This window comes from Flavicella sp. (assembly GCF_037132785.1).
In the GTDB taxonomy this organism is placed as follows: Bacteria; Bacteroidota; Bacteroidia; order Flavobacteriales; family Flavobacteriaceae; genus Flavicella.
On the sequence record NZ_JBAHZZ010000190.1, the window covers coordinates 1 to 23,151 of the forward strand.

General features: G+C 32.2%; 22 protein-coding genes. 8 read left to right on the forward strand and 14 right to left on the reverse strand.

What is annotated here, in order from left to right:
- Nucleotides 1-365: 365 nt before the first annotated feature.
- The 4 genes from rplS to prmC form a co-directional block, all read right to left on the reverse strand.
- Entirely contained in the window at nucleotides 366-719 is a 354-nt protein-coding gene (gene rplS / locus V5787_RS12020; RefSeq protein ID WP_336893446.1) for a 50S ribosomal protein L19, read from the reverse strand.
- Between the two features lie 146 nt (nucleotides 720-865).
- Nucleotides 866-2,353 carry a glycosyltransferase family 39 protein gene (locus V5787_RS12025; RefSeq protein ID WP_336893447.1) on the reverse strand — a complete coding sequence of 496 codons (1,488 nt, stop codon included), beginning with the start codon at nucleotides 2,351-2,353 and terminating at the stop codon, nucleotides 866-868.
- Nucleotides 2,346-3,023 carry a tRNA (guanosine(37)-N1)-methyltransferase TrmD gene (gene trmD, locus V5787_RS12030; RefSeq protein WP_336893448.1) on the reverse strand — a complete coding sequence of 226 codons (678 nt, stop codon included), beginning with the start codon at nucleotides 3,021-3,023 and terminating at the stop codon, nucleotides 2,346-2,348. Before trmD ends, V5787_RS12025 begins: the two co-directional genes overlap by 8 nt.
- A 69-nt stretch (nucleotides 3,024-3,092) precedes the next feature.
- Nucleotides 3,093-3,953, reverse strand: a complete 861-nt coding sequence (gene prmC / locus V5787_RS12035; RefSeq protein WP_336893449.1) for a peptide chain release factor N(5)-glutamine methyltransferase — start codon at nucleotides 3,951-3,953, stop codon at nucleotides 3,093-3,095.
- Between the two features lie 104 nt (nucleotides 3,954-4,057).
- Between prmC and ribD the strand changes: the two genes are divergently transcribed.
- Nucleotides 4,058-5,134: a bifunctional diaminohydroxyphosphoribosylaminopyrimidine deaminase/5-amino-6-(5-phosphoribosylamino)uracil reductase RibD gene (ribD, locus tag V5787_RS12040; RefSeq protein WP_336893450.1), complete on the forward strand. Its 1,077-nt coding sequence runs from the start codon at nucleotides 4,058-4,060 to the stop codon at nucleotides 5,132-5,134.
- A complete protein-coding gene (locus V5787_RS12045; protein ID WP_336893451.1) occupies nucleotides 5,121-5,729 on the forward strand; it encodes a YigZ family protein in 609 nt (202 codons plus the stop codon). Before ribD ends, V5787_RS12045 begins: the two co-directional genes overlap by 14 nt.
- A gap of 33 nt (nucleotides 5,730-5,762) precedes the next feature.
- On the opposite strand, the gene V5787_RS12050 is transcribed toward V5787_RS12045, so the two are convergent.
- Entirely contained in the window at nucleotides 5,763-6,167 is a 405-nt protein-coding gene (locus V5787_RS12050) for a thioesterase family protein (protein WP_336893452.1), read from the reverse strand.
- Nucleotides 6,168-6,329: 162 nt separating this feature from the next.
- Here V5787_RS12050 and dnaA point away from each other — a divergent pair, with 162 nt between their 5' ends.
- Genes dnaA through V5787_RS12065 form a run of 3 tightly spaced genes read left to right on the forward strand, consistent with a single transcriptional unit; the run spans nucleotide 6,330 to nucleotide 8,937 of the window.
- On the forward strand, nucleotides 6,330-7,757 hold the full coding sequence (gene dnaA, locus V5787_RS12055) for a chromosomal replication initiator protein DnaA (RefSeq protein ID WP_336893453.1): 1,428 nt from the start codon (nucleotides 6,330-6,332) through the stop codon (nucleotides 7,755-7,757).
- Between the two features lie 3 nt (nucleotides 7,758-7,760).
- Nucleotides 7,761-8,216, forward strand: coding sequence for a low molecular weight protein-tyrosine-phosphatase (locus V5787_RS12060; RefSeq protein ID WP_336893454.1), 456 nt, complete (start codon nucleotides 7,761-7,763; stop codon nucleotides 8,214-8,216).
- A 10-nt stretch (nucleotides 8,217-8,226) separates the two neighbouring features.
- A complete protein-coding gene (locus tag V5787_RS12065) occupies nucleotides 8,227-8,937 on the forward strand; it encodes an SAM-dependent methyltransferase (RefSeq protein ID WP_336893455.1) in 711 nt (236 codons plus the stop codon).
- Nucleotides 8,938-8,941: 4 nt separating this feature from the next.
- On the opposite strand, the gene V5787_RS12070 is transcribed toward V5787_RS12065, so the two are convergent.
- The 7 genes from V5787_RS12070 to V5787_RS12100 form a co-directional block, all read right to left on the reverse strand.
- Nucleotides 8,942-9,547 (reverse strand): peptidoglycan-binding protein LysM, encoded by a 606-nt coding sequence (locus tag V5787_RS12070; RefSeq protein ID WP_336893456.1) that lies wholly within the window; start codon nucleotides 9,545-9,547, stop codon nucleotides 8,942-8,944.
- Nucleotides 9,548-9,636: 89 nt separating this feature from the next.
- Nucleotides 9,637-10,539, reverse strand: coding sequence for a DUF2279 domain-containing protein (locus V5787_RS12075; RefSeq protein WP_336893457.1), 903 nt, complete (start codon nucleotides 10,537-10,539; stop codon nucleotides 9,637-9,639).
- Between the two features lie 27 nt (nucleotides 10,540-10,566).
- A complete protein-coding gene (mltG, locus tag V5787_RS12080) occupies nucleotides 10,567-11,604 on the reverse strand; it encodes an endolytic transglycosylase MltG (RefSeq protein ID WP_336893458.1) in 1,038 nt (345 codons plus the stop codon).
- Complete coding sequence (locus V5787_RS12085; RefSeq protein ID WP_336893459.1) at nucleotides 11,597-12,139, reverse strand: GNAT family N-acetyltransferase; 543 nt, start codon at nucleotides 12,137-12,139, stop codon at nucleotides 11,597-11,599. Before V5787_RS12085 ends, mltG begins: the two co-directional genes overlap by 8 nt.
- A gap of 13 nt (nucleotides 12,140-12,152) precedes the next feature.
- Nucleotides 12,153-12,932: a diaminopimelate epimerase gene (gene dapF, locus V5787_RS12090; RefSeq protein ID WP_336893460.1), complete on the reverse strand. Its 780-nt coding sequence runs from the start codon at nucleotides 12,930-12,932 to the stop codon at nucleotides 12,153-12,155.
- 83 nt (nucleotides 12,933-13,015) lie between these two features.
- Nucleotides 13,016-14,578 carry an FAD-dependent protein gene (locus V5787_RS12095; protein WP_336893461.1) on the reverse strand — a complete coding sequence of 521 codons (1,563 nt, stop codon included), beginning with the start codon at nucleotides 14,576-14,578 and terminating at the stop codon, nucleotides 13,016-13,018.
- Between the two features lie 31 nt (nucleotides 14,579-14,609).
- A complete protein-coding gene (locus tag V5787_RS12100) occupies nucleotides 14,610-16,592 on the reverse strand; it encodes a putative porin (RefSeq protein ID WP_336893462.1) in 1,983 nt (660 codons plus the stop codon).
- A 180-nt stretch (nucleotides 16,593-16,772) separates the two neighbouring features.
- Here V5787_RS12100 and V5787_RS12105 point away from each other — a divergent pair, with 180 nt between their 5' ends.
- Complete coding sequence (locus V5787_RS12105) at nucleotides 16,773-17,351, forward strand: ribonuclease HII (protein WP_336893463.1); 579 nt, start codon at nucleotides 16,773-16,775, stop codon at nucleotides 17,349-17,351.
- A 124-nt stretch (nucleotides 17,352-17,475) separates the two neighbouring features.
- Here V5787_RS12105 and folP read toward each other — a convergent pair whose 3' ends face one another.
- Nucleotides 17,476-18,306 (reverse strand): dihydropteroate synthase, encoded by an 831-nt coding sequence (gene folP / locus V5787_RS12110; protein ID WP_336893464.1) that lies wholly within the window; start codon nucleotides 18,304-18,306, stop codon nucleotides 17,476-17,478.
- Nucleotides 18,307-18,476: 170 nt separating this feature from the next.
- Between folP and V5787_RS12115 the strand changes: the two genes are divergently transcribed.
- Both V5787_RS12115 and V5787_RS12120 read left to right on the forward strand, forming a co-directional pair.
- Nucleotides 18,477-19,022 (forward strand): DUF1599 domain-containing protein, encoded by a 546-nt coding sequence (locus V5787_RS12115; RefSeq protein WP_336893465.1) that lies wholly within the window; start codon nucleotides 18,477-18,479, stop codon nucleotides 19,020-19,022.
- Between the two features lie 17 nt (nucleotides 19,023-19,039).
- Nucleotides 19,040-20,011, forward strand: a complete 972-nt coding sequence (locus tag V5787_RS12120; protein ID WP_336893466.1) for a DoxX family protein — start codon at nucleotides 19,040-19,042, stop codon at nucleotides 20,009-20,011.
- A gap of 77 nt (nucleotides 20,012-20,088) precedes the next feature.
- On the opposite strand, the gene V5787_RS12125 is transcribed toward V5787_RS12120, so the two are convergent.
- Nucleotides 20,089-22,887, reverse strand: a complete 2,799-nt coding sequence (locus V5787_RS12125) for a TonB-dependent receptor (RefSeq protein WP_336893467.1) — start codon at nucleotides 22,885-22,887, stop codon at nucleotides 20,089-20,091.
- Nucleotides 22,888-23,151: the final 264 nt, after the last annotated feature.

Sequence of the window (23,151 nt, forward strand, 5' to 3'; positions counted from 1 at the left end):
ACACAAGAAAAGATGAAGGAAAATTCAGAAAATCACATGAAAACACTTCAAAATGACAGCAAAAGGGTAGTCAAATATTTTAAATATCACAACATAAAATATGCTGCGTAAAACTAACGATATATAGATGCGAGGTTAATATGCATCAAATATAATAGGATATTTATTAAAAGTACTTGTTTCTTAATGTGTTTTCAGAATACCTACACTTTACAAAGTTTTTTAAAATAATATCTTTCGGACTTTCAATACCTGGCAACTGCCTCCTGCTTAGAGATGTATATGTTGTGTTTTTTATTTAAAGAAATAAAAAAAACTCATTAGATTTTTCTAATGAGTTTTTATGAATTTTGAAAAGAAAAGTCCTATTTACGACGAGCCTCTTTGATTCTTGCTTTTTTACCTGTAAGCTCTCTAAAGTAAAAAATACGAGCTCTTCTTACTTTACCTTGCTTGTTTACTTCGATTTTCTGTAAAGCTGGTAAGTTTACTGGAAAGATACGCTCTACGCCAACTGTTCCAGACATTTTTCTAATAGTGAAAGTTTCAGAAGATCCAGATCCTCTTCTTTGGATAACAACTCCTCTGTAAAACTGAGTACGAGTTTTACTACCTTCTTTAATTTCGTAATACACAGTAATTGTGTCTCCAGCTTGAAATTCTGGGAATTCTTTTTTTTCTACAAATTCGTTTTGTACAAAATCTACTAAATTAGCCATTTGTTTATATTTAATCGGTTTCAACAAACCAACATTCACGAGTATCGTTAGAGGTTGATTTTGAGGTTGCAAATATAGTTCTTTTTTTTGTCTAAGAATATTGAAACGTGTTTTTTTAGAACTTAATAATATGAGTTTTCAGTTGTTTACTCGTTTTCTTTTATAGGGGTGTAATTTGAACAAGCATATATCCAGAATTTTCTAGTGTCTTTTCCATTTATCTTAATGATTATAGGGTCAAGTTCTTTTATTTCAGAGAAATAGAGGTCTAATTTAGCAGGGTGATTACCTTTTTTTAAATTATTTTTAAAACGTTTGTCAGAGTCAATAAATAGAGCTGTTTTTCCTTTAAGAATAGATAAGTCATCTCCTATATAGTCAAAATGCAATGCATGATTGCCTATAATATTCTGTGCATATATTTTCTGTTCGCTAAAAAATGTCATGCATGCAGTTGTCTTGTATCCATCAGCTGAGAAAACAAATGAATTTGGATAGTCTTGTTGTCTTTTTTCTGTCTCAATAACTACTTCTTTCCAGCCTACCCATGTGTCATCACTTTTGATAGGAACCAAATAAAATAAAATTTGTAGGCATACTAATACATGAATTCCTGCAGAAATATATATATGTGTTTTAATGTGTTTCTTTTTAATAACCATTGCTGCCAACAGAATTCCTGTTATATAGGAAGGCATCATCCAGTTTAGTTTTACCCAATAAATTGGTGTAAGTAAAAAGAAAGCTAAAAATGTTGGAATAAAAAACGCTAGAAGAAATAAAGTTTTGTCTGATGGAAGTTTAAATTTCACAACTGCTTTTTTAAGGTATTTGTAAATCAGACTAAAAAATGTAATGAATAATATTGGTAGTAAAAGTAAAATTTGATGTCCAATAGCTCCAAAGAAAAATTTGGGTTGTATTTGAAATTTAGAGATACTACTAGTTCTGTTCAGCGATTGAAATAAAAACGATGCAAACTCATTTTGATAATTCCAATACCAAATAGGAAAGGTAGTCAGTATTGAGATAGTAAGAGATGCCCAGACCCAGGGAGAAAGAAGCAGTCTTCTGTATTTGTTTGAGAATACAAGAAAAGTTAAAAGTCCGATTTGTAATAATAAAGCTGTGTATTTACAGTTGAAAGCAAGTCCCATGGCAAGTCCAGCCAAAAGCCAATAATATTTTTTATTTTCAAAGAGAGCTTTGCTTAAAAAAATTAATGAGAGTGTCCAAAATAATAGTAAAGGAACATCTGGTGTTGAGTTAAAACTTAATATAGAAATGAATACAGTTGTACTTATAAGTATCAATGCATTGTTTAGTTTTGGTTTGGAAAGGAAAATAGAACCTAGTTTGTAAAAGCTGAATAGGGTTATTGAGGTGATAAAAAAATCAGCAAATTTTACAACAAAAACAGTTTTTCCAAATACGGTTGTGAATAATCGTAATATATACGCAATCATTCCAGGGTGGTCAAAATAAGAAAGAGACAGGTTTTCCCCGTAAAAATGATAGTAGGCGTCTTGTGGCGTTAGCCCCATAAATGGAAGTAAGAAAAGGCGGAACAATTGAAATCCGAGTAGAAGACTAAATGTTGGATATGTTTTTAAAAAAAAACGAACTCTATTCATCTAATAATTCTGGTTTAATTTGTTTTGTTCTTTTGTAAGCTTGATCTGATCTCCAATCGTCTATTTTAGGAAAATTACCAGAGAGTAATATTTTAGGAACATGGGTGCCTTTATAAGAAGCAGGTCTAGTGTATACAGGTGGAGATAATAGGTTGTCTTGAAAAGAATCTGTTAAAGCAGAAGTTTCATCTCCTAAAACTCCAGGGATAAGACGAATTATACTATCACATAAAACAGCAGCTCCTAATTCTCCTCCGCTTAAAACATAATCTCCAATGGATATTTCTTTGGTGATAAATAAATCTCGAACACGTTGATCAACACCTTTGTAATGACCGCATAAAATAATAATATTCTCTTTAAGAGATAGTGTATTTGCAGTAGGTTGATTTAGTATGGGGGCATCAGGAGTCATATAAATGATCTCGTCGTAATTTCTTTCCGCTGTTAGTTTAGTGATACATTTGTCTATAGGTTCAATCATTAAAACCATACCTGCTCCTCCTCCAAATTGGTAATCGTCAATTTTATTGTATTTGTTTAAAGCGAAATCTCTAAGGTTATGGAAGTGTATTTCTGCCAAGCCTTTTTCTTGTGCTCTATTTAGTATGGAATATTCAAATGGACTTTGAATTAGTTCTGGGGATACTGTAATAATGTCAATTCTCATGCTGTAAAGATACTTATTTACTTTATTAAAGTAAGTTAAAGGGTGTTTGTGTGGTGGGGAGTTTGATGGTTAAGATCTTTTCTTGGGGTTTTGAGACATAATCATTCGATCATTACCAAAAATATCTTTTTTTAATTTGTTTAGAGTAAAACCTTTTTTTGTCAGCATCTCTAATGTTTCTTTACCTAGGTATTGGTTGATTTCAAAGAATAATTTTCCGTTTGGTTTTAGGTGGTTTATGGATAAATCTGCAATTTTACGATAAAACACTAAGGCGTTATTGTCTGTCACAAAAAGAGCAGAATGAGGCTCGAAAGAAAGCACGTTGTTGTTTATCTCTTGTTTTTCTAGTTCTCTAACGTATGGAGGATTGCTTACAATGATATCAAAATTCTTTGTTAAACTATCTGCTTTTAGGATGTCTTGTTTGATAAACTCAATGGAAACTCCGTTTTTCTTTGCGTTTTTTAAGGCTATATTTATCGCTGGTTTTGAAAAATCAATTGCAGTAACGTTTGCCTTTGTAATGTTTTTCGCTAGTGAAATGGCTATACAGCCACTTCCTGTACCGATGTCTAAAATTGAAATTTCTTTATTTGGGTCACTATTTTCTATAATCCAATTGACCAATTCTTCTGTCTCTGGCCTAGGAATTAATACGTTTTTGTTTACTTTAAAAGTCAATCCGTAAAATTCTGTTTCTTCAGTGATATATTGGATGGGTTTTTCTGAATAAAGAAGGGAAATTGCATTTTTGAAATACACAATAGCATCCTCATTTACTTCCTGCCCTGGATTAAGTGCTTTATCTACACGTGATATTCCTAATTTAAATTCTGTTAGGATATGATAAAAAGAATCTATTTCGTTTTTCGGGTAAATGGAATTTAATTCTGTTTGAAATAAGGATTTTAAATAGGAAATAGTCATGCTGCAAAAATACAAGTTAGTTTTTAGTTTATGCCTTTTGTTGTTTAAAATTCTTCTAGTTACTAAAGATTGTTACTTTGCTGGATTCAGCTTACTTTTGTTTTATGGAATTAGATGAATTTTATATGACTCGTTGTCTGCAGTTAGCTCAGAATGGAATTGGTGAGGCAAGGCCAAATCCTTCAGTTGGTTGTGTAATTGTGTTTGAAGGATCTATTATTGGAGAAGGTTATACTAGTCCTTATGGAAGAAATCATGCAGAGGTGAATGCAATTTCTTCGGTAAAAGAGGAGTCTCTTTTAAAAAAGGCAACCTTGTATGTTACTCTTGAGCCCTGTGCTCATTTTGGTAAAACACCTCCTTGTGCTGATTTAATTGTAAAATATAAGATTCCTAAGGTGGTGGTTGGTTGTGTAGATACGCATTCGGTAGTGGCCGGGAAAGGGATTGAGCGTTTAAGAGTTAATGGTTGTGAGGTGAAACTTGGCGTACTAGAAGAGCAGTGCTTGGAGCAGCATAAACGGTTTTTTACTGTTCAGAATAAAAACAGACCCTATGTAATCTTAAAATGGGCGCAATCAAAAGATGGTTTTGTCGCTCCATTAAAAAAGGAAGAAAATCGTCCAGTTTGGATAAGCAATGCATATGCTCAACAAATAGTTCATAAATGGAGAAGTAAAGAACATGCAATATTGGTTGGGACCAATACAGCAATTGCTGACAATCCTAAACTTAATGTAAGGTATTGGGGAGGGCAATCTCCCGTAAGGATTGTTTTGGATAAAACTTTGCGAATCCCAGCCTCGAATAGTTTATTTGATGGAAGTGTAAAAACAATTGTGTGTACAAATGTTTCTGTATTGTCTAATGCGAAATCTAAAAATAATTTAGTTTTTGAGGGAATGAACTTTTCTGGAAATATAGTGAGTGAGTTATGTCGAGTTTTAATAAAACATCAAATTCAATCCGTAATTATCGAAGGAGGAAGTCAGACGCTACAAACTTTTATAAAAGCCGGTCTGTGGGATGAAGCAAGAGTTTTTTATGGTGATGTTGTCTTTGAGGGAGGGGTGAGAGCTCCTTGTTTTTCCGAAGTAAAAATAGAAGAGGTGGATTTAAAAGGTACGAAATTAAAGATTTTTAAAAATAGATCACATCAAGGTTATTATGGAGATTGTTGATGTGTATAAAACCTTAGAAAAACCATCTGACGAAACTCTATTTAAAGAGAAAAGCAGTAAATTTTTTGGTTACGGATTTCCTGTTACTACAGAGGAAGAGGTAAAAGAGATTCTTATTAAAATAAAAAAAAAGCATCATTCAGCAAGGCATTGGTGTTATGCTTGGAGACTAGGAGTCAATCCAGAACGATTTCGTGTCAATGACGATGGAGAGCCAAGTAATTCTGCAGGACAGTCAATTTATGGTCAAATTGTTTCGGCTGATGTTACTGATGTATTAATTGTGGTGGTGCGTTATTTTGGTGGTGTGAAATTAGGCGTGGGTGGATTGATACGTGCTTATAAAGCATCTGCGCAATTGACAATGGAAGAGTCTACGATAGTTAAAAAAACAATTGAAGATAAGTTGGAGTTGACTTTTGAGTATCAATTTATGAATAAGGTAATGCGAATTATAAAACAAAAAAAAATGATTATTTTTTCTCAAATGATGACTTCAAATTGTGTTATAGTATTAACAATAAAAATCTCTCAAATAGAAAGGATAAAAAACCTATTTGAGACCTTACATTTTTTAGCTGTAAAAAACATTTAAAATAATGATTTTTAGAATCATAAAATTAGTTGATTAAAATTTTTCTATAATTTTAGAAAATAATTCTTGTGGAATTTTTATAGGTCTATTTTTTTTCGTATCTACAAATACCAATACGGTTTCTCCAAAACACGTTTTTTCGTTTTTTGAATTATAAATTTCATATTCAAAAGTAATTCTTGTTGAAGGGATTTCTTTTAATATTGTTCTTAAGATTAGCGAGTCGTCAAATTTCGCGGGTTTTATAAACCTAGTGTTTAACGAGTATACAGGAAGAATTACACCTTCTTCTTCCATTTTTTTATAAGAGATTCCTAGGTCGTTTAGTAATGCTAGTCGACCGATTTCAAAATATTGGGCATAGTTTCCATGATGAGCATATCCCATTTGATCGGTTTCACAGTATCTTATTTTTAAGGGAGTTTTGTTTTCTAACATTTTTATTTATTGAGATTGTTATTTTACGAAAAAAATAAATAAGAACCTATAGTGATTTCATTTTTTTATACTAAAAATTATTCACACATTTGTAGAATCAAAAGGAGCGATTAAATCGCATCATTTTTTCTAGTTACAAACAAAATATACTCTATCACAACAATGACTAAAATAGCCACTTCGGTTTGGGGGGAATGCCTGTCTTTTATTGAAGACAATATTAAGCCACAAGCGTACAAAACTTGGTTCGAGCCGATTAAACCTATTCGTGTTACGGGAGAAGTTTTAACGGTACAAGTTCCAAGTAAATTTTTCTACGAATGGTTAGAAGAGCATTATATAAAATTGCTTAGAGTTGCGTTGGTGAGAGAATTAGGTCAAGATGCCAAATTGGTGTACGAGGTGAAAATGGAAAATTCCTACAGCAGTAATAGTCCTCAAATCGTAAAGATACCAAGCTCAAATAGAGCACCGTTAAAAACACAGAATGTAACTGTTCCTTTCGAATTCAAAAAGCGCGAATTAAGAAATCCGTTTGTGATTCCTGGTTTGCAAAAAGTAAAAATTGAATCACAATTAAATCCAAATTATAATTTTGAAAGTTTTGTAGAAGGTGATTCTAACCGATTGGCTAGGTCAGCTGGAATGGCTGTAGCTAATAAACCCGGAGGAACATCATTTAATCCTTTGTTAATTTATGGAGGTGTAGGGCTAGGGAAAACACATTTGGTACATGCTATTGGCGTTCAGATAAAAGATAAATACGCAGATAAAACGGTTTTGTATATTTCTTCAGAGAAATTTACGCAGCAGTATATTGATTCTGTAAAAGGAAATACGAGAAATGATTTTATTCATTTCTATCAAATGATTGATGTTTTAATTATTGATGATGTTCAATTCTTATCCGGAAAAAAAGGAACACAAGATGTTTTTTTCCACATATTTAATCATTTACATCAGAATGGAAAACAGGTTATTTTAACTTCGGATAAAGCGCCTGTTGATATGCAAGATATCGAACAACGTTTGTTATCTCGTTTTAAATGGGGGCTGTCTGCAGAATTGCAAACTCCTGATTTTGAAACAAGAATTTCTATTCTTCAAAATAAATTATATAGAGATGGTGTTGAGATGCCAGATGAAATAGTGGAGTATATTGCTAAGAATATAAAATCCAATGTTCGTGAGTTAGAAGGTGTGTTGATTTCTATGATTGCTCAAGCTTCTTTTAACAAAAAGGAATTTACGATGAATTTGGTAAAACAAATAGTAGATAAATTTGTTAAGAATACAAAGCGTGAGGTATCAATAGATTATATTCAAAAAGTAGTATCGAAATATTTTGATATGGATGTGGCGACTTTACAATCTAAAACGAGAAAACGTCATATAGTTCAGGCTAGACAGTTGGCCATGTTTTTTGCAAAGAGAATGACAAAATCTTCTTTAGCAAGTATAGGTTCTCAAATTGGTAAAAGAGATCATGCAACGGTTTTACATGCATGTAAAACGGTGGATAACTTGTCAGAAACAGATAAGCAATTTAAAAAATACGTAGAAGATCTGACAAACAAATTAACTTTCTAAAAGATGGTTAAAGTTTTGATGGTGTGTTTGGGTAATATCTGTAGATCTCCATTAGCAGAAGGTATTTTAAAGTCTAAGATGTCTTCAGAAAATGTAATTGTTGACTCTGCTGGAACAGCCGCATATCACATTGGTAATTTACCTGATTCAAGGTCTATAGAAATAGCAAAAAAACATGGAATTGATATAACACCTCAAAGAGCACGTGCCTTTTTGGTTAGTGACTTTAAATCTTTTGATTATATCTTTGTTATGGACCGTTCTAATTACAATAATATAATAAGCCTTGCAGAGAATAGTTCTGAAATAGCAAAAGTAAAGATGATCTTAAATGAATTGCATGCAGGTGATAATTTAGAGGTCCCAGACCCGTATTATGGAGGTAATGGAGGTTTTGAAAATGTATATCAACTTTTAGATGCGAGTTGTGATATTATTGCAAAAAAAATAACGAATTAAATTTTTGATAATGAGTTTAGGCAAGTTGTATTTAATACCAACAACTTTAGGAGATAATGAGCCTTTAGAAGTAATCCCAATTTCTGTAAAGAAAGTAGTTGAGGAATTGGACTATTTTATTGTTGAAAACGAAAAATCTGCTAGGAGGTTTATCAAAAAGATTACTCCAAAAAAATCACAACCAGATTTAAAAATTATGTTACTTGATAAGTATGCAAGTGCTTTAGAAATACAGCATTATTTAGATAGTTGTCAAGAAGGAATTTCTGTGGGTTTATTGTCTGAAGCTGGAGTGCCTGCTATTGCAGATCCAGGTGCAGATGTGGTAAAGTTAGCTCATGAAAAAGGAGTCAAAGTTGTACCTTTAGTAGGTCCGTCTTCAATTTTAATGGCGATGATGAGTTCTGGTATGAATGGTCAGAATTTTGCTTTTAATGGCTATTTACCAATCGATAAGTCGGAAAGGAAACGTGAAATAAAATTGTTGGAAAAAATATCTAAAGATAGAAATCAGTCGCAAATATTTATTGAAACACCTTATAGAAATGATAAAATGTTAGAGGATTTAAAAACATCTTTACATCCATCTACTCGTTTGTGTATAGCCGTTGATATTTCTTTAAGTAGTGAGTATATAAAAACTTATACGGTAAATGAATGGGCAAGGGTAAAGCCCTATTTACATAAAAGACCCGCAATATTTATCATTCACAAAGAATAGAAATTTAACCTAATTTAGGTAGTCTATCTTTTTCTATATTTGAAGTATCATAACCTCTAAACATGTACATGTATTGTTCTATTGTAGTTCCATATCCATCTTCAAAACGAAAAACTCCTTTGGAACGTAGAAATTTCTTGATATTTCCTGCGCCAGCAAGATGTGCTGCTGCTAATATTCCTGATTCTGTTATAACGATTCCATTTATCTTTTTACCGACTGAACGTTTGATGTCTTTTCTTAAAATCCATTTATTGACCTTGCAATAAGCAATAAAAGCTTTTTCTTGTAGATCTGGGCTTTCTAGGAATGCTTTTGTGTCAACAATGTCAAACCGTAGTAAAGTTCCCTTGCAAAATTGGTATTTTCCTAAGTACCCAAAAGTATTTACTATGGAATACCTTCCTCCAGACTCTTTAAAAGCTAAAGCTTCTTTAAAGTGATAAAATCCATTTTTGTTGTATGGACCTTGGAATGTGTTAGAATCTTCTTCAGTAATTACTTGAATGTCGTTAAAAGTAGTGTTTGAAAAACTGTTATTTCCACTTGTTGTAAAAATAAAAATAATCAAAACAAGACTTGAAAAAAACTTATTTTTGATAGATTTCATATAAAATATATTTTCTGGCTTAATTTGTTTTTGAAGCGGCAAATGTACGTGTTTTATTTTAATTATCTGAAATAGAGAATATTGCTATTTCAATAGTAAATCCAATGTCCTTTTATTTTCCCATTACTTGTGAATTCAATAGCTGGAGCAGGTATTTTAATAAAGTTAATAGTAGTGAAAAGTGTTTTTAGGAATTTAGATTTTGTTTTTATTTTGGTCAAATCTAAGTCGAAAGAAGCGTAAAACTGTCTATATCTGGTGGAGGTTTCTAGTTCGTGCCTGGGATGTGACGCCAGCATTCCTTCTGCTCCATAACCAAAGGCGATATTTAACCATTTTGGGAATTCACTTTCTTTAGCAAAAGACCAAATATTTGCAGAGATCCAATATGTTTGCCCGTTATAATCTTTTAAAGTTTGTTGAATGTAATTTTCTCCTAGTGCGTTCGGGTTTAGCCCGGCATATTTGGTTTGATGAAAAGAATATTTTAAAGAAATCCGTTGTTCTCCCCACCCTAATTCTTGTCCAATAAGTAAAGTTGTGCCAGCTGCGTTTGCGATTAGATCACCAGTTGAAGCTCCCCACTCACTTGAGAAACCATCTAAAATTTCAACAGCTGTTAAGAATACAAACCCAACTGGTGCACCATATAATAATTGATCTTTTTTTGAAGCTCCTGCCCAATCCATGGCTGACATGCTTAATCTACCTAATTGATAAGCAGAAAAGACATGTCCTATTTTGTCCATTTGTAACCAATTAGAATTGTCGTTTATAAAATGAAATTTAGATCTTTTATAATCGGCATACCAAAGTTGGTTCAAGCCAATCAAGGCACTACTGGCTATGACAGTTTCTGTAATATAGACAGTTTTTAACTTTGATTTGTTTACGCTGTCAGACTTCGTTAAAAATGAAAGTTCTTCTTGTGCAATTCCAGAAAAGACAAATGCGAATATTAAAAATAATGAAAGAAGAAGTTTTGGTTTCAAGTGTTTTTTGTAAAAATAAGAAATTATCTATCGGTTTACTCCCTGTTTTGAAATCCAACGTTGGTATTTCTGTGCGTTTCTGTTATGTTCTGATAAAGTTTTCGAAAATGTGTGTTTTCCAAATTCATCAATATTAGCACACATGTAGTAATAATTATGTTTTTTTGGGTTTAGCACCGCATCTATAGAAGAAATGTCGGGCATAGCAATTGGTCCAGGAGGAATTCCTCTATATTTATAGGTGTTATAAGGTGAATCTGTTTTTAGATCTTTTAATAAAACACGTTTCACTTCGAAATCCTGACCATGTTTTTGTTTTAAAGAATAGATAATCGTAGGATCGGCTTGTAAAGGCCATTGATCATGATATCGATTTAGATATAGGCCTGCAACTATAGGTCGTTCAGCTATATGGGCAGTTTCTTTCTGAACAATAGATGCAAGTGTGATCACTTCAACAAGAGTTAAGTTTTGAGCTTTTGCTTTTCTACGGCGTTGTTTGTTCCAAAATATTTTGTATTCTTTTAGCATTTTGTTCCGAAAACCTTCAGCGCTTGTATTCCAATAGACTTGATAGCTGTTAGGAATGTACATGGCTAAAGCCGTTTCTAGATTAAAATTGTTTTTCTTTAAGAATGTTTCATCTTGAAAGGCTTTTAGTAGGCTTAATGAATCGGGTTCAATTTGAGTAGAAATACGTCCCGCTAAGTTTTTTAAGAGGTGCTGATTGTTAAAACTCAAATGAACTGCTGTTTGTTTTCCACTGCGCAAGAGGTTTATCAAATCATTATTGTTCATGCCTTTGCTAATAGCGTACTTCCCTGATTTTATTCGATTAGAATATTTTTTTGTTGTTGCAACCCATTTAAAAGATTCAGTGTTTTTAATTATAGGTGATAGGAGCTGGGTTAGTCCGTCAATATTTGTATTGGTAGGGATAAATAATTCGGTGTTTTTAAGTACGTTATTGTGATATATTTTTGAATAATAATGATATCCAATTAGCAGAGTTAAGACAGGGATAACTATTAAAACACCACTTATGATTTTGTTTTTTTTATTCATGATCTCTTTCAATAGAATGTATTAATTGATATGTGCTTTCGTTGTGAAATTTTTTATTATAAAAGACCCAATCTTTTTTTATTCCAATCAATTGGAAATTGAATTTTTCAAAAAGTCGAATACTATTTTTATTATCGGTTGTAATATTAGCAAATAATTGATGTAAATTTAGATAATGAAATGCATAAGAAATTAATAGATGTAAGGCTTCTGAAGCAAATTTTTTGTTTCGAAATTGATTTAAAATAAGTATACCAATCCCGGCTCGTCTATGTAAAGGCTCTAAATCAAATAGGTCGATCATTCCAATAGCTTCTTTGGTTTTCTTATCTTCTATAATCAATCGTAGTTGTTTGGCTTCGTAAATATCTTGACTCGAGTTTTCTATATAGTTTTTTAAAATAAATTTAGAATAAGGAACTTGTGTGCCACTTATTTTCCAATTAATCTCATCGTTTTCTGAATCATACAAAAACTGTAGGTCTTCTGGTTCCAGTGGGCGTAAGTTAATATGTATACCTTTTAAGGTTTTCATAACATGAAATTTATTATAACTGAAAAGTACCTTGAAAAACGGATTTAGCAGGACCTTTCAGAAAGACTTTTTCGTAGTTGTTTTTATTTTTATGAAAAGATACTTCTAATTCTCCGCCTTCCACAATTAATTTTATTTGATTGCTTTGTGTTATATTTTGTTCAAACATTGCGATTGCAACAGCTGTAACACCTGTTCCGCAAGCTAAAGTTTCATCTTCGACACCTCTTTCATAGGTTCTTACTCTAAAGGTGTTGGAATTAATAGCCTCAGCAAAATTCACATTGGTTCCTTCTTCAAAGTATGGTGCGCCATTTCTAATATTTTTACCCTGATTGAAAACGTCAAATTCATTTATGTTCTCTACTAATTGAACATGATGTGGTGAACCTGTGTTTAAAAATGCAGAATCAGTGTTTATAGTAATATCAGTTACATCTATCATTTGTAAGTTGACCAAACCATCTTCAATAGTTGCATAATGCAAACCATCTACAGCATCAAAAGTTGTTTGGTTTTTAATAATTCCAAGGTTATGAGCAAAAGCAACTAAGCATCTCCCGCCATTACCACACATAGTCCCTTCATTGCCATCGGCATTGTAATATACCATGCTAAAATCATTGGAGTCAGAAGGGTTTAGTAATATCAAACCATCGGATCCAATTCCGAAACGTCTGTCACATAAACGATTGATTAATTTAGTATTGTCTTGTTCAAAGTGCAATTCACGGTTGTCTATCATAACAAAATCGTTTCCCGTTCCTTGGTATTTATAAAAAGGTAAATTCATGTTTGTCTTTTCTTTTGCAGAACAAAGTTACGTATTAATATAAAAATTGAAGAATAAGCTAGAGTATTTAAACAAGAAAGTATTTAACTGTTTGATATGCTAATTTTGCATTGTTCAGCACATTTCTCACCATCAATAGCAGCAGAAATAATCCCTCCGGCATATCCTGCTCCTTCTCCACAGGGATATAATCCTTTTATTTGAAGGTGTTCAAGGGTGTCATTTTTTCTAGGGACTCTAACTGGTGATGAAGTCCTTGACTCTGGTGCATGAACTACAGCTTCATTTGTAAGATATCCTCGCATTGATTTGTCAAATTGCTTAAATCCTTCTTGTAAAGTTTTGTATATAAAACTGGGAAAAACTTTAGATAATTGAACGGAGGATGTTCCTGGTTGGTATGAGGTTTTTGGAATAGTACTGGATAATTTTCCTTGGGTGAAATCGACGAGTTTTTGTGCTGGAACCTTTTGAGTTTCACCTCCGAGTCGCCATGCGTTTTGTTCAATACTTTTCTGAAACTCCATGGCAGCTAAAGGACCGTGTTTTTTATACTCTTTAAAATCTTCCAATCGTAGTTCTACTGCAATTCCTGAATTAGAAGTAGGTTGGTCTCGTTTAGATGGCGACCATCCATTGGTAACCACTTCACCTGGACTCGTTGCACAAGGAGCAATAACTCCACCAGGGCACATACAAAAAGAGTAAACACCTCTGTTTTTAACTTGTTTTACGATACTGTATGGAGCAGGAGGTAGGTATTCGCTACGAATATCACATTTGTATTGTATACTATCAATCAATGCTTGCGGATGTTCAACACGAACCCCCAATGCAAAAGGTTTGGTTTCAATGAGTATTTTTTTTCTGTGCAATAGTTCAAAAATATCTCTAGCAGAATGACCTGTAGCTAGGATTAATTTATTTGCGTTTATTAAAGTTCCGTCTTGTAGTTGAACTCCTGAAATTGTGTTTTCTTTAATTTTTATGTCAATTACTCTAGATTCAAACCGAACTTCTCCACCTTGTGCAATGATAGCCTTACGCATACTCTCGATAATTTTGGGTAATTTATTAGTTCCAATATGAGGGTGTGCGTCGATTAGGATGTTTTTTGTAGCTCCAAATGCAACCAGTAATTTTAAGATAGCATTGACATCTCCTCTTTTTTTAGATCTAGTATATAATTTTCCATCAGAATAAGTTCCTGCTCCACCTTCGCCAAAACAATAGTTAGAATCTTCATCTACAAGATGAAATTTATTGATTGCGGCTAAATCGCGTCGTCTTGCTCTTACATCTTTTCCTCTTTCTATTACAATTGGCTTTAGTCCTTTTTCAATTAATTTTAATGCAGCAAACAATCCTGCTGGTCCAGCTCCTATAACCAAAATTTCTTTTCGATTGCTTACATTTGGGTAATCAGGTAGGCTAGGTATAGTTTCTTCGAACTCTTCATGAATATAAACAGCGACTCTGAGGTTTATCTTAACGGATTTTTGTCTTGCATCAATAGATCTTTTTAGAATTTCAATATGTTTAATATCTTCAGATGCGATCTTTAATTTATAGGAAACTTCTTTTTTTAACAACCAATCTATAGTCGCTACTTTTGGTTTTACTTGAAGTTGTAGTTCTTTTGGCATGACAAATTAATGGTTCAGTAGTTAGAAGTGTTTACTTAAAGAAATTCCAAATGAATCCAAATTTGATTACGAAATCAGTATATGGTTTGTTTGGAGTTGAATAGTAATAGTTACTATTAGTAAGTTGTAGAATGTTTTCGAAAGCGAAATAAATCTTAGTTCTTTTAATTTGAGAATTTATAAATAGATCAACTAACGGTTTTCCTCCAACTAAATCAGTTTGTTGTAATGTGAATTCTCCCAATACAGCGTTGTAGTTATTGGCATTATACGCAGTGAAATATTTTATAGTAGCTCCCATTTGAAGAAACAGTGATTTTTTTTTGAAAAACACTTTTGAGAAATAGAAAGAGCTTCTAAAGATTACATCTGGTAGTTTGTAAATACTAGTTCCATCTGTTACTTGTTGGTAAATAACGTCAGTGTCTAACGCAAAATATCCAAATTTAAGTTCGTTATGTGCTTTCAACTTAAAGTAATTTACGGTCTCAGAAAATTGTATAGGCTTTGCCTGTTCATCATTGTTAAAATAGGTGTAATTTTCAATTTGTGTTAGAGAGGCGGAGGCCTGTATCCATTTTGTGCTAAAGTTGAAATTTAAATTTCTAGTGTTTATGTTTTTAAAGTCATTATACCAATTGTATTCGACAAAGTTACTTTGATAGAAGAGGTAATTAACGTTGGGAGATTTCGAATTTAAGAGAATAGAACTCGAAAGTTTAAAGTTTTTTGTATTTTTAAATGCTGCTTCAATAAATAAATTACTTCCGTTAATGCTTCCAGTTAAGTTTATAGATGCCTTGGTGTTTAAGTAAAATGATTTAAATGAGGCGTTCCAATGTGCTCCAACAGAAAGGGCTTCATTTTTAATTTGATTTGGAATAGTTTCGTCGTCAAGGTAAACGGTTTTTTTATATCCTTGGTAATAATAATGGTAACCTGCCAATACTCTAAATTTCCCTAATAAATAAGGAGAAGTAAAATCAATATATACTTTGTTGTCTACCGATTTATAAGATGTTTTATCACTGGTAGCATCAGAAAAGTATTCTCCAAAATAGCTTGTACTTGTTTCTTTTGAAAATTTAAACTGTTTGGTTTCGTAATTGAAAATATGACCCAATTTGATGTCAGACATTTTTTTAGGAATTGTGTCTTTTGTAGTGAAAAGTTTGAAATTATGAGATATATAATATCTTTTTCCAACGAGAAGACTTTCTGCATCTTCCATGTTTATATCCAAATTTCCACGACTCGTATAATCAGAATTATTCGTTTCAAAAAAAGTTTGGGCAATTTCTGTCAATCCTCCATTTTCCTGATTATAAATTGTTTGATTGGTGTTGTGTAAACGAATTTTATATCGATTGTTTTTTGTTTGATAAGAAACTGTTCCAGTAAAATTCTTAAAACTACTCAATGAATTTCTGTAATTTCCAAGTGAACGCAAACCAATATATCCCAAAGAAAAGTTGAAGTTCTCTGTCATATTGATTGCTATTTTTGAATCTAATATCTGTCCTTGTTCGTCTCCTACTCTGTAAAAAAACTCGGTCATAGGTGTCGGGACGTTGTAATATTTTACATCTTTAATCTCTTTATATCCAATATGTTTAGGTGTTTGCCCCATTCTAGGGTTGATCTCTTCGTTGTTATAATCATGAGTTAATTCAGTCAATACCTGACCTAGATTTTGAAAAGCATGTTTCCCTAACAAATCCTTTCTTAGAAAGTTCATTTTATAATGACTTTGTATGGTCAATGTAGTATCTAAAATGATAGTATCATTCGGGTACGTAATTATTTTGTATAATAAATAATTAGCTTTTCCCGATTCAGGGTCTACTTTGGCTCCTTCATCCTCTTCTGTCTTTCTTGTGGCTAAAGGTCTTGCTTTTTTTTCGGTAAATTCATCCAGCTTGTAAATTGTGGGTTCTACAATACTGTCTTTTTCCTGTGCATACATGCAAATTGAAAAGAGAATATAAAAACCAGTAAGTAAGGATTTTTTCATATGTTGCACGTATGATTTTTTTTAAAATTAAAAAATCAATCTGAATATAGATTTGTAGATATAAAGCAAAGGTAAATTATTTATTCAGAATTTTCGACTTTTGGAAGTTTGAAAATTTATTAAATGTGATTTGATGATTTCCTAGTAAGTCTTATTTTTGCAACTTATTAAAGTATAAATATGTCATTAAAATTAAAACACACAGAGTTTGCCTTGGAAGCAGGTACAGATGAAGCAGGAAGGGGATGTTTGTCTGGACCTGTTGTTGCAGCAGCTGTTATTTTACCAGTCGGTTTTAGTCATCCTTTATTAAATGATTCAAAAAAGCTTACAGAAAAACAAAGAGAGTTATTGCGACCAATTATCGAGGAACAAGCAATTGCCTATCAAATTGGGGTTGTTGATGAAAAAGTAATTGACAAAATAAATATATTACAAGCGTCTATTTTGGCGATGCATAGATCTATTGAAGGACTTAGTTTGGTTCCTGAGTTTATCGTTGTAGATGGAAATAAGTTTAATCCCTTTAAAAATATTCCTCATAAAACTATAATTAAAGGAGATGGTAAATACATGAATATTGCAGCTGCTTCTGTATTAGCAAAAACTTACAGAGACCAGTTGATGGAAGGTTTACATAAAGAATTTCCTGTTTATAATTGGAAAAAGAACAAAGGGTATCCAACAAAAGAACACAGAAGAGCAATTGCTAAAGTAGGAAGTTGTAAATATCACAGAAAAACATTTAAGTTATTTTAATTTTTTTTGATTACTGAAATTTATTTCAGTGTCAATTAGCTGAAATACAATTTGGAGAGGTTGTACAATGCGAAATTAAAATGTATGGTTTTTTAGTTAGGAATTTTTTTGTTTAAATGTTTATTTAGGAGTTGGAAAGTAAGGAATGTAATGTAATAATTTCATTTGCTTCTTTAATATCGTGTACTCTTAGTATATGACTTCCTCTTTGTAAGGCAATAGTATTTGCAAATGTTGTTGCATTTAAGGACATATTAGCATCAATATTTAAAGGTTTATATAGCATTGATTTTCTTGATATTCCAGTTAATATTGGGCAGTCTAATAATTGAAATCGATCTAAGTTGTTTAGAAGCATATAATTATCAGCGATGGTTTTACCAAAACCGAACCCTAAATCGATAATAAAATCGTTGAGTCCCATCTTTTTTAGTTTTGCAGATTTATTAGCGAGATCAAAGGCAACCTCTTGTAAAACGTCTTTGTAACAAGGATTGTCTTGCATGTTCTGAGGAGTACCTTGCATATGCATTATAATATAAGGTACTTGTAATGCTACTGCGGTTGCAAACATGTTTTTGTCAGCGTCGCCACCAGAGATGTCGTTGATCATTGCAGCGCCAGCAGTTATACATTGGTTAGCCACTTCACTTCTAAAAGTATCAATTGATATTAAAATTTTTGGAAACGTATCAATTAATAAATTCACAATGGGAAGTATTCTGTTCAATTCTTCTTTTTCTGTTATATGTTCAGCTCCAGGTCTAGATGAATACGCACCAACATCAATAAAAGTAGCTCCTTCTGTAAGCATTTTATTGACTTGCTTTAGGATGCTTTTTTTGTTGCGGTATTTACCACCGTCAAAAAAAGAATCTGGTGTAATATTTAAAATTCCCATTATTTTAGGGCTGCTTAGGTCGATAAGTTTTCCTTTACAATTGATAGTTCTCATGAGTTTGTCGCTTGCTAATTAGTTCAAGTTTGTTTTAAATTGATTATAGAACATAAAAAATGTTTTATGAGGTAATTCTCTTAAAATTTTATAATTTCGTTTGAAATAAACTTTTTCGTAATACGGTATGAAAATACAGGCGAAATTTACAATATTATTTTGATTTTTTTATGCAAAACACATCAGAGCAATACGATGCTATTATAGCAACTTGTAGTACCTTATTCGAAAATAAAATGACTGATTATGGAAGTGCTTGGCGAATTTTACGTCTTTCTTCATTGACAGATCAAATTTTTATCAAAGCACAACGTATTCGTCAATTACAAGAAATGGATGTACGTAAAGTAGATGAAGGTGAAGTTTCCGAATTTATCGGGGTCATCAATTATTCAATAATGGCTTTGATTCAGTTGGAAAAAGGAATTGCGACTCAACCTGATATGGATACTCAAGAAGCTGTCACTTTGTATAAAAATCATATAGATCTTACGAAAAATTTGATGGAAAATAAAAATCACGACTATGGAGAGGCATGGAGAAGCATGCGAGTAAGCTCTTTGACAGATTTAATTTTACAAAAATTATTGCGTGTAAAACAAATTGAAGACAATAAAGGAAAAACGATTGTTTCTGAAGGTTTAGTTGCAAATTATCAAGACATGATTAATTATGCGATTTTTGCGCTAATTCATTTAGGTCAAACTTCAGATTAAATATTAATAATTAAAAGATGAAAGGAATACTTATTTTTATTGCAAGGATCTTGGTGTCCTTTACATTTTTATATTCAGGTTTTGTGAAATTGGTTGATCCTCTGGGATCTTCTTATAAATTTGAAGAATATTTTGGAGCAGCTGTTCTAAATTTGGAATTTTTAATCCCATTTGCTTTGCCATTTTCTATTTTATTGATTTTGGTTGAAATTATGCTAGGTGTAACATTACTCATTGGTTATAAACCGAAGACTACACTTTGGTCGCTGTTTGGAATTAATTTGCTATTCTTGTTTTTGACCTGGTATTCAGCTTATTATAATAAGGTAACTGATTGCGGTTGTTTTGGAGATGCCCTAAAATTAAGTCCGTGGGATACTTTTTATAAAAATGTTGTTTTGATGGCTTTGTTACTCCCGTTGATTTTTAATAAAACATTTATTACTTCTTTATTGAGTGATAAAATTATGAGAAATCTGTCTTTGCTTTGCTTTGGCGTTTTTGTATTTATTACTTATTACGTATTGGTGCATTTGCCAATAGTTGATTTTAGAGCTTATGCGATTGGGAAAAACATTCAACAAGGAATGGAATATGAAGATGGAAGTGATGAGTTACCTCCTGTGCATGATTTTTTCTTAGAATCGGAAACAGAAGATTTGACTGAAATGATTTTGAATGCAGATAAAGCTATTTTGATTATTAGTTATGATATTGAAAATTCATCTTTAGAAAGATTTTCTGCTTTAAAAGAATTAGCAGACGAAGCTATTTCTAAAGGGTATATAGTTTATGGAGTTTCTGCTTCTTCGTCTGAAGCAACTATGGGAGTTCAAAAAGAATTTGACCTGCCTTTTGAATTTTTGTTTTGCGATGGGATTACACTAAAGACAATTGTTCGTGCAAATCCAGGAATTGTTATATTGGAAAAAGGAACTGTTGTTGGAAAATGGAATGGGAGTGATGCAACAGCTGTTTTTGAGGAATAATTTGTAATCATATAGCTATAAATAAAAAAGAGATGTCCTATTGGATATCGCTTTTTTGTTAAGTAAATACAGCGTTTTTAGAATATATAGTTCAGCCTTAATAAGGCTCTTCTACCTAAAATAGGAACCACAACAAAACTCTGGTTAGGGTTTTCAGATATATATTCTTGATTTGCTTTGTTCGCATTTCCTCCGAATATACTTGGTCCAAAAAAGTTAGCCAATCCTTCTGAATTAAAAACATTTGTAACTGTTAAATTTACAGATAGTTGTTTGGTAATTTGATTTCCCAAACCAATATCAAATACTCCATAAGAAGGAAGTTGAAAAGCATTGGCAATATTACCTTCTCTTTCTCCCATATAATTGTATTTAATATAAGAAGAAAATTTAAGTTTGGTATAACCAGTACTTAAATTAAATAATAGCTTAGGGTTATACGCAAGAGTGTTCCCTGAGTAGTCTGAGATATAATCATTATTTCCATCTTCTCCTATATTATAAACTGTCCAGTCTTTTGATTTAGGGTTTTGTAAAACTCCATTAAAACCAAAAGTTAAAGAGGGAATAGGATTATAGATAGTTTCCCACTCTAGCCCTATTGTTCTTGAAGAGTTGTATTGTATCGGTGTGTATACAATACTTCCTGTACCATTGTCTAAGCTGAAATCAGTAATGCCAATATTATTTAAATCACTTAAAAAAGCAGTGGTTGTAAATGAAAAATTAGTTAAATCATATTTTACACCCAACTCAAATTGATTAACCTCTTGTATTTCACCTGCAATAGTTGAAAGAGAATTAAAGTAATAATTTAACTCTGGAGCTTTGTTCCCGTGTGAGAATCTGGAGAATATAGCAGAAGTTTTACTTAGTTTATGATTTATTCCAAAAGAATAAGACAAGTAGTTGTAGTCGTAGTTAAATGTGTTTTTTTTACCCGTTGGAGTTAGTGTTCCGTTATCATAAATAGTATTTGGGTTACCGTCTAATCCGCCTTCTAGACTAGTTGGAGCAGATTCATCTCTGCTACCTTTGTGATTTATTGTTTCGTAACGTAAACCTAAATCCAAATAAGTGTTATTTGTGATTTTCCAACGATCATTGATGAAAGTTCCGATCTGACTTACTTGTGCTTCTGCATTTTCGAAGAATAAACCTCCATGATTACCTATCCCATTTTCGTCGGATAGATAAATTACATCTTCTCCAGGGTTTTCAATGGTAACGGTTAGCATTCTAGGGTTTGGCTCGTAGGTTGCATAGCCTAAACTACCTTGTGTAAATAATTTTGAATCAGAAAAACCAAGAGATAGCCCCCCTGAAATAGTATGGTTTTTAAATTCTTTTCTGAGAGTTAATTGGTCCATTATTTCGTTGGCAGTATTGTCTTTGTACCAAGCTGATACGCCCATTGTTCCATCATTAGGAAGACCTCCATCGTATATTACAGCTCCACTCATCATTTGGCTATTATCTGCCGTAGCAAGTTGTTCATTTGTTTCAGCATCACGATAAACAAAATTACCATTAGCTCCTCCGGGATAGATTCCGTTTATATAATAGTAAGAAAAGGAATCTTGAACTCCTAAATATGCTGTGCTAATGGAAGTTTGCCAGTTAGCTTTCTTCTTAGAGAATTTTATATTGTTGTTTATCTTCCAACCGTTTCCTATGTCTTGTGAAAAATCAAGACCAATAGCAAGATCTTCTGCATGAATACCTTGTGAAGGATTAAAGTTGTTTGTTGCTCCGCCTTCAGTATTTCTAGGGTCAGGGATATTGGAGTTAAAATCAGGCATTAATAAAGATGTTGTGTTAAAATCTTGACCAAAAGCAGCTGTAGGGTTACTCCAGTTTGTAGCTGTTACACCATTCCAACGGTTTGTTTTGTCATCCAATAATTTTCCATATAGTTTGATATAGCCATTTTTGTGTTCTTTGATAACGTTGAATTTTACTTGTCCACCTTTGCTAAATGTAAAATCAGTATCTCTAGTTCCATCGTCATGACGGTAGTGTCCACCAATATTATAGTACCAGTCGTTTCCAAAAGAACCACCAACAGTACCATCAATTCTATAATAATTATTATTGTTACCAGCAGTACCACCAGTTAGTTGAACTTCACCACCAAAGTCTTTTCTTGCTCCATGTGAAATGAAATTATAAATTCCCCCTGGTGCGTTTAAGGCAGTTATGGACGATTTACCACCTCTAATAGCTTCAACTCTTTGAGTTGTTAAATCAGCACGATGAAATAAATCAGGACTGTAATATGAATGCTGGACCAAACTTACTGGCAAACCATCTTCTTGAAGAGAAACATAATACCATCCAAGATCGTCTTCGGCAGAAGCAGAAACTCCACGAGAGTAAACCCTAGTAAAAATTTCACCCGCAGAATCATCTATGTATGTTCCGAGAATATTTTTCAGTAAACTTGCAGTTCCAAACGGAGGGATTTCTTTTAATTCCTCTTTATCAATAATACTAATTGATGTGCTTGATTCTAATTTTGTTATTGGGTCAAATGTACCAGTAACGACAACAGTTTCTAAGTTCAATAAATCTTCTTCCATTGAAAAGTTAGCGGTAAGTGTGCTGTTCTGTAATTTAACTTCTTTAGAAATCGTTTTATAACCAATATGAGAGATCATTAATGTGTAGTTTCCTGAATTTAAATTTTCAAGAGTATAAATTCCTTTATTGTTCGAAATATCTGAAATATTAGTTCCTTTAATAGAAACGTGAACGCTGTTAAGTGCTTTTCCTACATTGTCGGTAATGTTTCCGTTAATTTTGAATTGGGCATTTAAAGAAAAGCTTAATAGGTTAATCGTTATTACTGTTAGTAGGGTTAAAAATTTTGTCATGTGTGATATTGGATAATTAAGTTTATTTTTTATTAAAGTGTTGCATTAAGCAAAGGTTGAGCCACCAATTGAATATAATGTGCCGTTTTATTAAGTGAAATAAAATGTACAGTTATTATGAGATATAATTTAAGACCGTTGCATAATGCTCTTTTCATTTTTAGATTTCAATTTTGACTTTTTAAATCTAAAATTTATATTTTTTTTTCTTATTTTCATTGTTTATGTTAGTTATGGATCTATTTTTTGGTTCATTTTCCTTTA